Here is a 16208-nt window from a genome sequence, read left to right on the forward strand (position 1 = left end):
TTTTCTTTTTCCTACAAAAAGCGGCTAACAGTTTTTGATAGTAGTTATTATAATTTACATACGGAAAATTCAGAATATTAAGAAGGTGGGTAGGTTTACTATTGAAAGTGTTTATCCGTAATTCTCTGCAATAATTTAATTTTTTCCTATAGAGGAGGGTCTTAAGATGAAAAAAATCAACCCAATGAATGTGATCGATAGAAGTAGTATTCATTCATTTCATATCTGGTTCATATTTTGGATGTTCATGGTGATTGCGTTTGATGGATATGATGTTGTGATTTATGGAGCTGCTGTTCCTTCTCTTATGAAGGAATGGGGAATATCAGTCGTGACAGCAGGTGCAATAGGCAGCTATACGGCAATAGGAACAGCAATAGGTGCTATTATCTTTTGTATGTTGGCTGATAAGATTGGCCGTAAGAAAATCATATGGTTAACAACACTCATATTCAGCCTTTTTACATTTTTATCCGGTTTTGCGAATGGTCCCCTTATGTTTGCAATCGTCCGTGTCATTGCTGGTTTTGGGTTAGGAGGAGTTATGCCTAATGTCATTGCCTTGGCAACAGAATTCTCGCCAAAAAGGGTTCGAACGGCTATTGTCTCTTTTATCTTTTGTGGATATTCAGTTGGGGCTTTGGTAGCAGCGCTTACAAGCAGATCACTTCTTCCGACAGCAGGCTGGGAACCTGTTTTTTGGCTGGGTGGTGTTCCGTTATTGTTTATTCCTTTTTTAATGAAAAGCATTCCAGAGTCCGTTGGTTTCCTTTTGGAGAAAGGCAAGGAAGAGGATGCAAAAAATGTTATTTCCAAGATAGATCCGAATTTTGGAGAAGAAAGGGCAATCGAATTTGTAAAGCCTGCAGCGAAAAAGCCTGGTTCTCCTGTTGTGAAGCTATTCGAGGAAAAGCGTGCGACAAGTACCATCATGTTCTGGATTTCCTGTTTTAGTGCTTTTGTTTTGATTTACTCCATGAATACATGGCTGCCGCGTCTTATGATGCAGTCCGGTTATGACCTAAGTTCTAGTCTTGCGTTCACAGCTGTCATGCAATTAGGCGCCATTGTCGGAACACTTGTTTTTGGCCCATTGGTGGATAAGATCGGTTTTAAAAAAGTACTCGTCCCATTGTTTTTCTGTGGAGGCATTGCATTATCCCTCATCGGGTTCACGAACAGTATGTTTCTTGCCTTTATCTTCATTGCAGTAATTGGTGCTGCATCTGTCGGGTTGCAGAACATGTCGAACGCCTTTGTTTCTCAATATTATCCAAGTGGTATGCGTTCAACAGCAGTAGGCAGCACGATGGCTTTTGGCCGTGTTGGCGGTATAGTCGCTCCTACCTTCGTCGGTGTTCTCCTTTCGATGAATCTGATGCCTCAATATAATTTTGCGGCGATTGCGAGTGCTGCTGTCCTTGGCGGTATCGCAATGATTTTCGTTCAAGAGAAACATGGAAACTATTATAAAGAGAAAGAACAGATAGAGGAGAAAGATGAAACTTTGACGATTGCTAAATAATCTTTACATGATCCCGGGGAAAGACTTCTTCGGGATTTAAGAATGTTTGGAAAAGAAGAGAGGAGAACTAACTTTGTCAAATGGACTCGTTAGTTAATGTATGAAAAAGCTAAAAGATGTCTGCTTTAAATTCTAAAAATAGAAATAATTTTGTATATTTCCTTTCTTATGATGCTTCACTTCTTTTACAATAGATAGAAAAGGCAAAAAAGGAGGGGCTCGTTTGTGGTTGACAACAAAAGGGATAAGTTAATGAAAAAAGTAGAAAATCATTTACGTACTACATCACGTCAGCTGATTAAGATTGATACTGAAGAGGAGGCGCTCAAGTATTTAACAGATTCCTTTTGTTCTGCACTATATTGCGACTTTGTAGCGGTAATACTAAATGAAGGGGGAAAGTTTATACCAAAAGCTTGGAGCGGCAATTTGTCTTCCTTAGCTTCATCCTTTCCTCTTTATTCTGAAGAATGCTCTCCGAAACTATTATATCAAAGCCTAACGTATCAAACAGCAGATTCACTAATGGTATGCCGCCTGGACGAAATCTTGAAGCAGGCTGATGTGAAGACATGGTTTACCGTCCCGCTTAAAGACGATATCCAGCATTTTGGTTTTTGTATCGTTGGTTTTTTGAGCTATGTCCCTCTTTTGGATATGGAAACACCATTTGAGGAGTTTGGAAAAGACATCGCTGTAGCTATGGCTGTGGCAAGGCAAAAAGAAGCGCAGCTTAGAAAAATTGAAGGATTTGAATGGATTAGCAAGAATCTTTCGCTTGATGCCCCATTAGAACAGCATATAGCTGAGTTAACTTCGAAAGCTGGAACAGGAACAAATGCTGACTTTGCATGTATTTATCTTTTTAACGAGAAAGAAGATTGCTTTGTTTTTCATCCTCCCTCATATGGAAAAATGGATCGCCCGCCAAAAATTATGGTTGAGGATAAATATGTACTCAAGGAACATTTTCCATTTCTTGAGACGATTGGCGGCGGCCAAATGACAGTTCCATTGGTTATCGACTTGAAAACTATTGGGGTTCTTCATATTGAAAACAAACATGAAGGGGGCTTTATGGAAGAGGACTTAAAAGTACTAGAGATGCTGGCGAACCACATCGCTACGATACTTGATAATGCCCGGTTATATAATGGTGAGAAAGAACATAAACAACGTCTCCATTTTCTTTTAGATTACCAACAAGCATTGCTGAAAGAAACGGCCGAAGATAACAACTTTGAAGGGATCACGACAATGCTTGGCCGTTTGTTTCAGGATTCCGTTATCGTTTTTGATAGGTTTATGCAGCCAATTTCAAATAACACCGATAAGACTGAGGCTGGAAGCCAACAAATCGAGCAATTGGCTGAATTGGCAAGAGAAGAGCGAGGAAAACAAAGAGTTACCGATGTTTTCCATGTGAGCGACCCTAAAGATGTCGGTTATTGCTTTTCATTCTGGATGATAAATGGGGGCGGAAGTTTACTAGGATATCTGGCAGTACGCAGACTTAGAGGAGAAATGGATGAATTTGATCAATTGACGGTTGATTTGGGCCGAAACATCTGCTCCATCCAGTTTATCAAACAGAAGCTGGTTCTAGACACAAAAGAACAGATGAAAGACAGCTTTATTAGTAAATTGTTGACGGAAAAAATCGAAGATCGCGACAGCATTTTGCAATATGCGAACTTGTACCAGTGGGATCTTTTCCGGAGCCACCGAATCGCCGTGTTATCCATTTCACTTGGGGAGGAAGAATTAAGAGAAGGAAACCTTTTAGAACAGCAAGCGAAAAAAAACCTTATATGGGATTTAATCAGATCACATCTCCCGGAGGTGGGCAGTGGGATTCTTGCTGCCTCCCATCATGAGCAGCTACTTTTGATTGTGCCTATTGATTTAGAGCATAACCGCCCCAAACAATTTTGGGAATCGTTCTATCAGCACATCAAGAAATGGATTGACGTATCACCAGTTGCCCATAGTGTATTGGCAGGGATTGGCGGGACTACCCAAACACTAGAAGACTATTACATTAGTTATCAGCAGGCTATACAGGCTCAAAATGTTTTAGCCAGCCGCTTTCGAAAAAATGGTTTCGCTTTGTTTGAAGATTTAGGATCCTATGTCATCCTGCATCAGCTCGATCATTGCCCCGCCGTCGATTTATTTATGTCGAAACAAATTGGCCCTCTCCTTAAATATTCGGAAGGGAAGAATATTGATTTGTATACCACCCTTCATGTGTTTTTACGAAATAATGGAAATGTAAAAAATACAGCAGAAGAACTGTATATTCATAGGAGCTCACTATTGTACCGACTTGAAAAAATAGAATCACTCCTATCAGCCGACTTAAATGATGCTGAAGTACGATTCAATTTAATGATGGCCCTTAAGCTTTACGAGATGTATGGGAATAAAATAGGTCAAGATCTATGGTAATACAATAAATGGAAAAAGCTGATATCTCCCGCGTTCAGGAGAAATCAGCTTTTTTAATGATAAGCATACAGAATTGGCTTTGAGAATTGTCCAGCTCAAGTGCCCCTAATTTTGTAGTTAGACTTCCTATGAATAAAAAGTATTAAGGGTACCCAGAGGAATACATCAAGGATTTTGAGTGTAGGTCTGGTTCTCTTGAATAATAATAAAAGAAGATCCAAGCCCTACAATCATTCTCCTTAGCAATTGGAAAACAATTAGGAGGCTGGAACTTCTTTGTCATTGATTCGAATCAGAATCTGCTAAAAGCACGTCTATTTCAGCTGCCGCACGGTCCAAGCCATCCTTAGCAGACAATTCACCCGCAAATATTCTATTTAAATAATTAGTGTACACTTCATCGATTTTACTCCAGTTCTTGACTGGGGGCCACTGAAAGGAATTCTCCGCAGGCTCCTTAAAAGGATTGAGGTAAGAATTCGGAGTTACTTTAAAAGCTTTGGCAGCCTCCAGGTTGGTCGGTATCAATCCGGTTTGCGCCATGATAAGCTGCGCTTCTTTTCCCGTCATCCACTTCATAAAAGTCCATGCCTCATCCGGGTGTTTGCTTCCCTTCATAATAACCATGTTTTCGCCGCCAATAATTGAAGCAGAACCATTACCATGTGGAAACGGTACAGTAATGGTCTGCTTTAAGGTACGATCCAATTCCGTTTTATTCAATAAACTGTAGAACCAAGGGCCATCATCGGTCATAAGTATATTTCCGGCTTTTACTCGTTCTAAATTTTCACCGTCACTTGCCTTCTTCGGGAGATCAATGAGTTTTTCCTTGTAAAGGGCAGTTAACTGCTCCACGGCATGGATGGTTCCTTCCCCGTTTAAATATCCGGAAGCCTTATGGAACTTTTTATCGGTTAAGGTCCCTCCAAGGCTGTAAAGGTATGGAATTGTATTCCAAGGTTCCAATCCTCCAAGACCGATGGTAAAGCGATGTTGGCGGGCAATCTCCAGAACTTCTTTCATTGTACTTGGCGGCTTGGAATAGCCTGCTCGTTTCAGAAGCTCACGGTTAAAGATGGCAGCCTTCGTGTAGATGTTTAGCGGCAGGGAATAATATTCATTTTTATAGAAGCCTACATCCATTGACTTAGGATTAAATCTGTTACGGATATCTTCAAAATCCGTGAACCCGTTTAACGGGTGAAGAAGCCCTTTAAGTGAAAACTCAGGAACCCAGGCGATATCAATCCGTACCACATCCGGACCTCGGTTGGAAGAGGCTCGTGCTATTAAGGTGTTCTTTAATTCATTATTGAAAGCCAAGTTTATAGTCTCGACCCGAATGTTCGGGTTATCCTGCTCAAAAGCAGGAATTAACCTCTTCTCCAGAAGCTGGGTTTCTTTGTCGTTGTAGGTGTGCCAGAATGTAATGACGGTTTTTTCGCGATCCTGAAGAGTTTGAACCTTCTTTGGATCGGAGATCATGGATGGATTTCCACACCCGGCCAGCAATACTAGAATTAGTAATAAGGATACCCATCGCCAACCCATAATGTAAACCATCCTTTCTTAATCAATTGATGATCTTGCCGTCTGATGTTTTTCCCTGTACTCTAGTGGGGTTAATCCGGTTATTTTCTTAAACACTTTACTGAAATATTTTACATCTTTAAAGCCTGCGGCTGCGGCAACATCGTAAATACGGCTTTCATTTTCCGCCAAGAGCCGCTTCGCTTCCCTAATGCGCAGTTCGATTAAATAATCGACAAAATTTCGGTTGGTGTGTTTTTTAAAATAAAGACTAAAATAACTTTTACTGAGATGAACGACATCCGCGACACTCTGAAGCGTCAAGTTCTCTGTATAACGGGCAGCAATATAATCCAGCGCCTTTGTAATTAGCTCCTCGTCGTATCCCTTATCCGACAATTTTGGCATAAAGGGCTTCCCGATTTCTTCCAGTTGGCTAATTAAAATGGATACCATTTGTTCCAATGTCTCGGCACGGTAAAGCAGATTATGTTGTTCAGGGAGCAATGATTCCGCTTCCGCATGTAAACGGTAAGCGCCCGTAAGAAGGTTGCACGCCTCTTGCTTAACATCTTCTGAATTAAGTGATTCATCCTTCCAGTAATCAAGTGCATAATCAATTGCAGATGAAACCGGATCGCCATTGCGGATCATTTCGAAGAAAGGCGTCCAATTATGCTGCTCCTTTTTGTCCATTAGCGTTTTTTTCCCATATGTTTCGGAACTATTCATATAATACACGCCGCCCAGTCCTTTGAAAAACCTCTTTTCGCAGGCTGAACGGCTGTTGGCAAATCCATTAAGAATACTGCCTATACCTTGCTCTGTTACGAGACCGGCTGACATTGAAATTCCCCATTGCTTTTTAAGTGCCTGTTTCCAACCGTGGATAACCCGCTCGGCTTCCCTTTCGTGATCTGGTAAAATGAGAAACATGCAGCTTTCCTCTACAATCAGTGCTGCTCCTTCCTCTGTTTTCTCATAAAACAATTTCTGCCATTCCTCGAATATGTACTGCATATACAGATAGCCGTGATTTTCTTTCCATTCCTCCGCTTTATCTAGCATAAGATAGACGCAAGCATAGGAATTTTCCAACCATGGCAGGGCCAAATCAGTTGACGAAGGGGATGTCTCCTCTTGTACTATTAATCTTTTAATTTTCTGTTCATTACTTTTTCGTTCTAGGTAGATGGCTCCCTGTTGGTAATAATTCAGTTCGGAATCTTTTTTGCGTTCTTCCTCCAGCATAGAGATACACCGGCGAAGGACGGCGAGAAGGTCCTCTTTTTTCAGGGTTAGCTTTAACAAATAATCGACAGCGCCCAGCTTTAGCCCTTCTTTTACGTATTCAAAGTCACTGTAGCTGCTGATTAGGATCACTTTTAGCCATGGGTAAAGCTCTAGTGCTTGCTTCATGAGTTCAATGCCGTTGGTCAAAGGCATTTTAATATCCGTAATGAGAATATCATAGGAACGGTTTTTAAGAGCAGCAAGTGCTTCGGCGCCATTGGCGTATTGGTCTTCAACCGTTACCCCTTCATTTTCCCAATCAATAAAGGCGCTGATTCCCTTGCGGATAATAGGCTCGTCGTCCACGATAAGAACTCTATACATATTATTCCTCCTGTTCTGCTAGTGCTTAGTGGCTGATTCTACTATTTTTTTTAACAAAATGCGCACCGTGGTACCTTGTTCTGGCCCGCTTGTGATGGACCATTCCCAATTTTGGGCATAATACAACCTCAACGTATCAAAGATATGGCGTAGACCGATACCGATTTTCCCATTTTTGACAGCAGTCTCCGGATCGTTCAATTCCTTCAACTTATCATTTTGTATGCCTAAGCCGTCATCGTTTATAAGAAATTCTAAATCTTCGTTATATGAATGAATTTTTATCGAGATTCGGCCGTCCGTATTTTTCGGCACGATGCCATGGAATATGGCGTTTTCAACCACAGGCTGCAGAAGCATGCGGGGGATAGGGAGCATTTCCGTCCCCGGTTCAATGTCCAGCTCAAGATTGAATTTTTTTTCGTAGCGAAGCTCCAAAATGACCAAATACTTCTGGATAATATCAAGTTCCTCTCCTACCATGATGATGCTGCCGCTTTTTCCCATATTTGCTTCCAATAGATGAGTCAGTGCCGACAATACTAGAGAAGCGCGGTTGTTTTGATTCGAATCAATAAGCCATCGGAGGGTGCTTAGTGTATTATATAGAAAGTGTGGATGAATCCGGTGAATAACAGCCCGAAGTTCGGCATGATACTTTTCACTCTGTTCACTTTTGACCTGTTGCATCAAATTTTCGATTTCATAAATCATATTGTTAAACTGCTTACTCAAAAAGCCAATCTCATCAGAGGAATTAACGGCCGTTCTTACTTTTAGATCACCTTGCTGAACGCGTTGCATGATCTGGGTAAGTTGTTTTACAGGCTTGGTCACCCGTCCGGCAATGAAAAGCCCAATGCAGATTGCAAGCATGGAGAAAACTCCGGAGGAAAATAATATCCATGATTGAAGACGGTCCAACTGTCCGCTGATTTCATGGATAGGAACGGTACCAACAAGCATCCAGCCGTTGCTAAGCGGCTCCTTAACCCCGTAATAAGGGACTCCTTTTACTGTAAATTCGAATTCTGCGTGGTCGTCTCCTACGACATGACTGAACAAATCGGGATTCTCCACCTTCTTGTTGATCCTATCGAGATTGGAATCAATCATGACCCTTCCTTCGTTATCAACCACGAAAAACTTTCCTGTTTTTCCTAGTTTCAAGTGCCCAATCGTGTTAAGAATGGACCGCCCGTCCAAATGAACCTGCACCAGTCCAATATTGCTCAGCGTGTCAAAATCTTTCAGAACCCTTCCGACGGGAAGAGTCAAGTCCGTATTGTTCCCTCCGCCGCTGAAATTGTCATACTGAATACCTTGCCAAACCAATTCTCCATCTTTTCGTTTAGCTTCCTTTACCCATTCCTGGTCGGAGAGGCGTATATTCTTGAATCTGGCTTCAGAAAAAGTACCACTGCCCCAACCGCTGCCTTCCTCTTTTAATACATAAACAATTTTGACGAAGGAATTGGAATAGACAAAATTATTCAGCAAGGTATTTATGTATTGAGAATTCCTTGTCTGTTCGTATGGGGTACTGCTTTTCAATTGTAAAGCAGCTCGCTGAATATTCTGGTCGCTGCTAATGAAATCAGAGGTGTCAATTCCAACGTTAAATATAAAAGAAAGAGACTCCCCCGTCTGTTTGGCCATTTGAATGGTGGACTTCCGCACGTTCTTCTTCAAGATAGAATTAGATTCCCAGTAGAAAGACAGAGAAATAAAAAGTGTCGAGATTAAAATCACAAGTAGAAAGGCCACTGTAATTTTAGATGAAAAGCTTCTGGATAATAAAAATTTTCGAAACATAATACCTCGCCTTATTTGTTCTTACTTTATAATAGTACAGGTTTTGGGTTGTATTTTACCAAGGAATATTTTGGAAATAAAATATTTGCCTCCTTTAATTCAACTTCATTTTATCATCTTTTTGGCTGTTATATGGAATGGTGTTTTATTTTGAATGAAGAGCGAAAAATAGTATCCCGTCAAAATTCTCCATATAAAAAGCATTAAATATCATCCAATATTTTCAAATAAATACATATTGAGGGAAAATTAGGTTTTTTAGTGTACTTTTTTAAGTTATACAATATAAATAAGAGGTTGACGAACCAGTGTTGAAGCAGGAGAAGAGTATAGTCCTATAGTTCTCTCGGGCTATACTGGCCTTAAATTCTCCATCCTTTTGTTGGAAACACGGTCTTATCCACGTGAATGAAAAATCAAGTTCAACGCTATTACAACTCTATTTAAAGTAAACTTGGCACGCATTTTTGGAAACGTATTCAGATTAGTCAGGGATTTTTTCCCATTGTTCATACCATCTTTGGCTGTTAATTTGGTAATTGGCTAGGGAAACCGGGGTTACACTCGGTTGAAAAAATGATCAGAGAGGGGATATGGACTAGGAAGAATAAAGATGCTCAAATTTGTTAAGTCAAAAGCAGGCATACCGAGTACAGGCGAAGTTGAAAGTAAACAAGTAACAGTATTGGGATTTACAATAATTTAAACGAGGTGGAAAGATGAACTTATCGAAAAAGTCATTACGAGTTTTAGCAGGTATTACACTTGCAGCTACTGTTGGTTTAACAGCGGCAGCGCCCAATGTTCTGGCCGTTACTCAACCTGAGGCTGACACTCCTTTAGTAAAGGAAAATCTTCAAAAGCTTTCTGTTCAAGGAGTTACGAAGCTTCCAAATGGTGTCAAGTTAGACCTAGGGACAAATGAAGCCTATATTCGTCTATTTGACAAAGATCTGGTAAAAGTTTCTGTATTAAAAAAAGGTGAGAAAGAATTCGAATCAAGAGGAATTGCCAAAAAGGCTTCCGAGTGGGAAACTCCAGAATTTCAGACAAACGTTAGTGCAGACACATATACGTTAAAAACAGATGAACTTACGGTTGAGATTAAGATGAAGCCATTTGGCGTACGTTTCCTTGATAAGAATGGAAATGTCATCAACGAGGATTATGTAAATCAAGATAAGACCTCAGGATATGAAAACGAAAAGCCTTATGTATTCAAGAAAACAGATAAAAATGAAGATTTCTATGGCTTCGGTGAGCAAGCTGGATTAGAATTCAACAAGCGAGGCGATAGCATCGGCATGTGGAATACAGATGCTTATACCTATAATAAAGATACAAAATACGTGTATACCTCAATTCCATTCTTCATTGGTTTAAAAGACAAAAAAGCATATGGTATTTTCTTTGACAACACAAACCGTTCCTATTATGAAATGGCGAGTGAATCTGATGATTACTACTATTTCTATGCAAACGGCGGCAAATTAACGTATTACTTCGCTTACGGGCCAGAAATTAGTGATGTTGTTGACCGCTATACGGATTTAACAGGTAAAATGGAAGCTCCACCAGAGTGGTCATTAGGTTTACACCAAAGTAAATGGGAATATACAGCAGATGAAATCGTAAATGTTGCTAAAACTTACCGTGAAAAGCAAATTCCATTAGACACGATGCATTTTGATATTGACTACATGGATGGCTTCCGTGTATTTACATGGAATGATCAATACAAGCAAGCATTAAAACAACTAAAATCCATGCCTGGATTCCATGCTATCTCCATAAACGATCCGGCTGTTAAACAAGATGAAAACTACCGCATGTATCAGGAAGGGACAAAAAATGACTATTGGGCGAAAAACGCAGACGGAACACCGTTCATTGGTCCGGTATGGCCTGGGCAGTCTGCTTTCCCTGACTTCTCTAAAAAAGAAGTTCGCGATTGGTGGGCCAACAACCATGATACCTTATTCAATGAGGGTATTGACGGAATCTGGAATGACATGAATGAACCTGCTGTATTTATGGACAATGACACCATGCACCATACGATGCCTTTGGATGCCTATTTCGGTACGGAAGATAACAAAATTCTGCATTCAGAGTACCATAACTTATACGGTCATGATGAAGCAGATGCCACTCACCAAGCATTTAAAACTCACAAACCTGGTACTCGTCCATTTGTGTTAACACGTGACATGTATGCAGGTACGCAACGTTGGGCTGCATTATGGACAGGTGACAGCGAATCAAATTGGGAACACTTGCAAATGTCACTCCCAATGCTCTCAAATATTGGACTATCAGGTGTATCATTCGTTGGTACTGATATTGGCGGTTTCGCTAAACGACCAGACGCAGAGCTGTTTGCACGCTGGATTGAAGTAGGAGCGTTCTATCCATTCTCTCGCATCCATTATGATAGCGATGCAAAATCTGATATTAAGCAAGGTCAAGAACCTTGGGCATTTGGTCCAGAAGTTGAAAAGATCAGCAAGAAGTACATCGAATTGCGTTATCAATTACTTCCTTACTTATACAATGAGTTCCAGGAAGCAACTGACAGTGGTAAACCGGTTCATCAACCACTTGTATACCAATTCCAAAATGATGAAAACACATATGACATTAGTGACCAGTATATGTTTGGTGACTCTATGATGCTTGCACCGGTTGTAAAACAAGGTCAAACATCCCGTCAAGTATACTTACCACAAGGTGTAAACTGGACAGACTATTGGACTGGTAAAGAATATAATGGAGGACAAACCATTACTGTAGATGCTCCACTTGGTCATTTACCGATTTTCGTAAAGAACGAATCGATTATCCCAACTCGTGAGGTTCAGCAATACACAGATGAAAAACCATTAACAAACCTTGTACTTGATACGTACGTTAACAATAATGCTTCGTATACGTTCTATGAAGATGATGGAGCAACAGAAGACTACAAACAAGGTGAATACAACTTAACAGAATTTGATGTAACACGTAAAACAAACTCTATTAAATTCAATCAAAAGCAAAAAGTTAATAGCTATCAAGATTCTAAACTACAGCAATATACGTTAAAACTAAATAACGTAGAAAAACCATCTGGAGTTCAAGCTGGTAACAGCAAGTATCAAGAGGTCGGCTCACTGGCAGAAACTCAAGGTAAAACAAATACATTCTTCTACGATGCAAACACACAAGTGCTTTATGTAAGTATTCCGGCTGATGAGAAGAAAGAAGTTCAAATTCGTTAAGGCAATAGCGTACATGCTAAGGGAGAGACGAATGTGAAGTAAACAAGTAATAGGATAGAAGGGACTAACCGGCATGTTAGTTCCTTCTTATCTATAATCCTATAAGACTACCAACCCTGAGGAATAGGGCTGGATAGTCTAAAACGATAGAAATGGGGGAGCACTTTGAAGAAAGTAAATAAAATTACTGCAGGGATCATTACCGCATCATTGCTGGCCGTTCCATTTGTACATCCTGGACATACAACATTAGCGGCTGCAATAAAGAATGACCAAACTGAAAAAGTTAGTTTTCAAAATTTAACTAAAGAAACAGGGCCACAGGACAAATCTGGATGGGATAGAAGCTCATTAACATTTACCGCTGAAATTTTAACTTCAGATTGCATTTCTGCCATGATTAAAAATGACGAGGACTCAAGAGCCATGCAGGGGGAAGTGACATATGAGGTTTACTGGGCAGCAGAAGGCAATCCTAAAGAGGGTAAGGTGGTTGCCACTGGTGCGGTTAACACATTAACTCCTGGTGAAGCACAGATATTAACTTATAAACCGGATCACCTTGTGGCTGGAAATTATATGTTTAAAGCCTATCAGCGTCCTAACCACCCAGGAAAGGGAGAGTTGTGGAGCGAGGCGATAACGGTTAAAGAAAATACCGATTTGAATGAACAAGTTCAAGCTCAGCGCCCGCTCGATCAGTTTTTTAATTCCAGCATCGATAAGGGAACAGCCACGTTTACGGTGCCTGAAGGGATGGATTCAATCAAGATTAGCTTTACAAGCTATACTTATCCTGAAGGAACCGTTCCTCAAGAAGACGGCAAACCATACGAGGGACAGATTAGCTTCGATAATGAAACAAAAGTATATGGCCCAGGTACTTATACAGTTGAGGTTGATTTGCCGAATGGATACTGGCAGACGGATCTTTATCTAGGACCTGAAGTTGAAGAATTGACGGAAAGCGGACATCCGATAGATAAAATTATTGATGCAGATTATGGATACAAAAATTAATTAATAACTATTCCATCTGTCCAAATTCCCGCTTGACTTTGGACAGATTCTAAATTGATTTTTTCTCGATGGTTTATTATGAGGAGTTTGATTGTATGGTATCAACAAAGAAATCTATCATCTTGTTTGCTATTTTATTGCTATTCATTATCACCGTGGTTGCAATGAAGTCTTTCTTTTTTCCAAAGCAGCCCTTAAAAAAAGAAGAAAAGGAAATTATTCAAAGTATAACAACTGATAAAGCTTCGTATCAGCCAAATGAGCCAGTTCATTTTACAACTAAATTAGCGGGTAAGAAATCCGATGGAACGTTAAAAATTACCTATTATCACTTAAATGACATCATCTCTCAAAAAAAGATGAAAGTAGAAAAAAATAAGGTACATTGGACATGGAAGCCGTTAAAAGAAGATTTCAAAGGATATTTAGTTCGTGTACAGTTTGTTTCAGAAACCGATCAAGATCAGCAAACCATTGCAGTGGATGTTTCAAGCGACTGGTCTAAATTCCCAAGATATGGATTCTTGTCAAGGTTTGAAGATATGCCTAACGAAGATATGGAGTCTGTAATTTCTAAACTGAATCGTTATCACATTAATGGATTACAATTCTATGATTGGCATTATAAACATCATCAACCTATTAAATTTGAAAATAATGAGCCTGTAGCTTATTGGGAGGACATCGCCAATCGGCCTGTATCGCTGCAGACAATTAAAAGATATATCGAATTTGCCCATGAACGAAACATGAAAACGATGGCGTATAACCTTTTATATGGCGCGTTTGCCGGAGCTGAGAAAGATGGTGTTAAAACAGAATGGCGTTTATTTAAAGACCAGCAAAGAAATGCCTCTGACTACCATCCTTTACCTGACGAATGGAAAAGTGACGTGTTTCTCGTCGACCCATCCAATCCTGAATGGCAGGATTATATTATAGAACAACAAAAAAAGGTGTACAAAGATCTTCCTTTTGACGGCTGGCACATTGACCAGCTCGGTGACCGGGGAAATGTATATGACTTCAACGGAATTCCGGTGGATTTGGATGAGTCCTTTAAGGGGTTTATTTCTAATGCAAAAAAAGAGATGCCGAATAAACGTTTAGTTATGAATGCTGTAAGTCAATATGGACAAAAGCAGCTTGGTCAAACTCCTGTTGATTTCTTATATACGGAAGTATGGGAACAAGACAAATATTATGGTGATTTAAAACGTATTATTGATGAAAACAATCGGTACTCCCAAGGGAAATATAATACCGTTTTAGCCGCCTATATGAATTATGACTTTTCCAATCAGCCGGGTACATTTAATACCCCTGGTATTTTACTTGCGAACAGCGTTATTTTCGCTTCTGGCGGTTCCCATTTGGAACTGGGTGAACACATGCTGTCAAAAGAATATTTTCCACACGAAAACTTAAAAATGAATCAATCTTTGCACATTAGGCTCTTACATTATTATGATTTTCTTGTGGCTTATGAAAATTTGCTTCGAGACCACTTGCATGAGGTGCCGATTACGATTCATTCGCCTGATTGGGTACATTTTTCATCCCAACCAGAGAAAGGGAAAGTATGGACATTTGCGAAACAAAAAGCAAATAAAAAAGTCATTCACTTTATTAATTTCTTCGATGCTGCAACATTTGAATGGCGTGATACGAATGCAAACCAAGTAGAGCCCCAGGACCGTAAGCAGTTAACTGTTCAGCTTGAAGAAACCCGGCCAATTAAAAAAGTTTGGTTGGCTTCGCCTGACCAGCAAAACGGTGTACCTAAATCTCTTAACTATAAACAAGAAAATAGAAATGTCACATTTACACTTCCAAGTTTGAAATATTGGGATATGGCAGTGATAGAGTACGAGAAATAACCGCTAAGGCTGGAAGTTTTATATAAAACGAAAAAAGTTTTTGATATCCTGTACTGCAAAAAACTTTTTGAATATAATGGGAGTGTTTTAAAATGAAAAAATGGTTAGTTTACTTTGGAATAGCCGCTGGAGTTCTTTCTCTTTCTGCATGTAACTTTGGAGCTTCGGTTCCAATTGTCCAATCTAAAGCGGGTGATATTACCAAAGAGGAATTTTACAACGAATTAAAGGCTCAGGCAGGGGACAAAGTTTTAAAACAAATGATTGAAACGATGCTTCTTAAAAAAGAATATAAAGTAACAGATAAAGAGATTGATGAAAAAATCAAGGAATATAAGAGGCAATTCGGTAGTGATGAAGGCTTAAATCAGGCTCTTCGGCAAAATGGAATTCCAGATGAGCAGGCCTTTAAAAAAATGGTTGAACGTGAGTTATTGGCAGAAAAAGCGACAACAGACGGAGTTAAAGTTTCCGAGGAAGAAATGAAAAAAGAATTTGAGGATAGATATAAAGAAGAAGTAAAAGCAAGTCACATTCTTGTTAAAGATGAAAAAACGGCGAAAGAAGTAAAGGAAAGGCTTGATAAGGGCGAGGATTTTGCTCAACTTGCCAGCGAATATTCAATAGATCCTGGTTCGAAAGACATTGGCGGTAAACTTGGGTACCTTATAAAAGGGAATATGGTTCCGGAAATCGATAGAGTTGCATTTTCATTAGAAGTCAATAAAGCCAGTGATCCTGTAAAAACACAATACGGTTATCACATTATTAAAGTCACAGACAAGAAAACAAACACGTTTGAAGATAAAAAAGATGAAATTGAAAAAGAACTTAAATATCAAAAAGCCAAGCCAATTAATACGTTAATTGCCGAGCTTCAAAAAGAAGCAGACATTAACATCAAAGATAAAGAGTTAGAAAATGTATTAGATAACACACAACAGAAAATGAAATAAAAGCAAAAATCTCTAAATCTATATTGATACTATTACTCTCAACATAAAACTAAAAAGGCTGCGAAGCATTTCTTATGAAACCTTTGCAGCCTTTTTTACGCAATTTAATGATGGCCCTTAAGCTTTACGAGATGTATGGGAATAAAAT

The 16208-nt window shown here is 39.6% G+C and carries 9 protein-coding genes; 6 read left to right on the top strand and 3 right to left on the bottom strand.

The features are described 5' to 3' along the window. Window positions 1-166: 166 nt before the first annotated feature. Together V7150_RS00330 and V7150_RS00335 are read left to right on the top strand one after the other, a co-directional pair. Window positions 167-1525, top strand: a complete 1359-nt coding sequence (locus V7150_RS00330; RefSeq protein WP_335512481.1) for an MFS transporter — start codon at window positions 167-169, stop codon at window positions 1523-1525. A gap of 252 nt (window positions 1526-1777) precedes the next feature. Beyond that, entirely contained in the window at window positions 1778-3976 is a 2199-nt protein-coding gene (locus V7150_RS00335; protein WP_420490240.1) for a helix-turn-helix domain-containing protein, read from the top strand. Window positions 3977-4255: 279 nt separating this feature from the next. Here V7150_RS00335 and V7150_RS00340 read toward each other — a convergent pair whose 3' ends face one another. Genes V7150_RS00340 through V7150_RS00350 form a run of 3 tightly spaced genes read right to left on the bottom strand, consistent with a single transcriptional unit; the run spans window position 4256 to window position 8806 of the window. Beyond that, window positions 4256-5530 carry an extracellular solute-binding protein gene (locus tag V7150_RS00340; protein ID WP_335512484.1) on the bottom strand — a complete coding sequence of 425 codons (1275 nt, stop codon included), beginning with the start codon at window positions 5528-5530 and terminating at the stop codon, window positions 4256-4258. 18 nt (window positions 5531-5548) lie between these two features. Next, window positions 5549-7126 (bottom strand): response regulator transcription factor, encoded by a 1578-nt coding sequence (locus tag V7150_RS00345; protein ID WP_335512486.1) that lies wholly within the window; start codon window positions 7124-7126, stop codon window positions 5549-5551. An 18-nt stretch (window positions 7127-7144) separates the two neighbouring features. Continuing rightward, complete coding sequence (locus V7150_RS00350) at window positions 7145-8806, bottom strand: cache domain-containing sensor histidine kinase (RefSeq protein WP_335512488.1); 1662 nt, start codon at window positions 8804-8806, stop codon at window positions 7145-7147. 854 nt (window positions 8807-9660) lie between these two features. Between V7150_RS00350 and V7150_RS00355 the strand changes: the two genes are divergently transcribed. The 4 genes from V7150_RS00355 (at window position 9661) to V7150_RS00370 (ending at window position 16060) form a co-directional block, all read left to right on the top strand. After that, window positions 9661-12204 (top strand): glycoside hydrolase family 31 protein, encoded by a 2544-nt coding sequence (locus tag V7150_RS00355; RefSeq protein ID WP_335512490.1) that lies wholly within the window; start codon window positions 9661-9663, stop codon window positions 12202-12204. Between the two features lie 165 nt (window positions 12205-12369). Continuing rightward, complete coding sequence (locus V7150_RS00360) at window positions 12370-13224, top strand: hypothetical protein (RefSeq protein WP_335512492.1); 855 nt, start codon at window positions 12370-12372, stop codon at window positions 13222-13224. Between the two features lie 95 nt (window positions 13225-13319). Further along, complete coding sequence (locus V7150_RS00365; RefSeq protein ID WP_335512494.1) at window positions 13320-15104, top strand: glycoside hydrolase family 66 protein; 1785 nt, start codon at window positions 13320-13322, stop codon at window positions 15102-15104. Between the two features lie 92 nt (window positions 15105-15196). Continuing rightward, window positions 15197-16060 (top strand): peptidylprolyl isomerase, encoded by an 864-nt coding sequence (locus V7150_RS00370; RefSeq protein ID WP_335512497.1) that lies wholly within the window; start codon window positions 15197-15199, stop codon window positions 16058-16060. The last annotated feature ends 148 nt before the right edge of the window (window positions 16061-16208 follow it).

This window comes from Neobacillus drentensis, from assembly GCF_036965245.1.
GTDB classification, from domain to species: Bacteria; Bacillota; Bacilli; order Bacillales; family Cytobacillaceae; genus Neobacillus; species Neobacillus drentensis_G.

Coding starts and splice junctions, on each gene's coding strand:
- V7150_RS00330 (WP_335512481.1), top strand. CDS start 167: ATGAAAAAAATCAACCCAATGAATGTGATCGATAGAAGTAGTATTCAT.
- V7150_RS00335 (WP_420490240.1), top strand. CDS start 1,778: ATGAAAAAAGTAGAAAATCATTTACGTACTACATCACGTCAGCTGATT.
- V7150_RS00340 (WP_335512484.1), bottom strand. CDS start 5,530: ATGGGTTGGCGATGGGTATCCTTATTACTAATTCTAGTATTGCTGGCC.
- V7150_RS00345 (WP_335512486.1), bottom strand. CDS start 7,126: ATGTATAGAGTTCTTATCGTGGACGACGAGCCTATTATCCGCAAGGGA.
- V7150_RS00355 (WP_335512490.1), top strand. CDS start 9,661: ATGAACTTATCGAAAAAGTCATTACGAGTTTTAGCAGGTATTACACTT.
- V7150_RS00365 (WP_335512494.1), top strand. CDS start 13,320: ATGGTATCAACAAAGAAATCTATCATCTTGTTTGCTATTTTATTGCTA.
- V7150_RS00370 (WP_335512497.1), top strand. CDS start 15,197: ATGAAAAAATGGTTAGTTTACTTTGGAATAGCCGCTGGAGTTCTTTCT.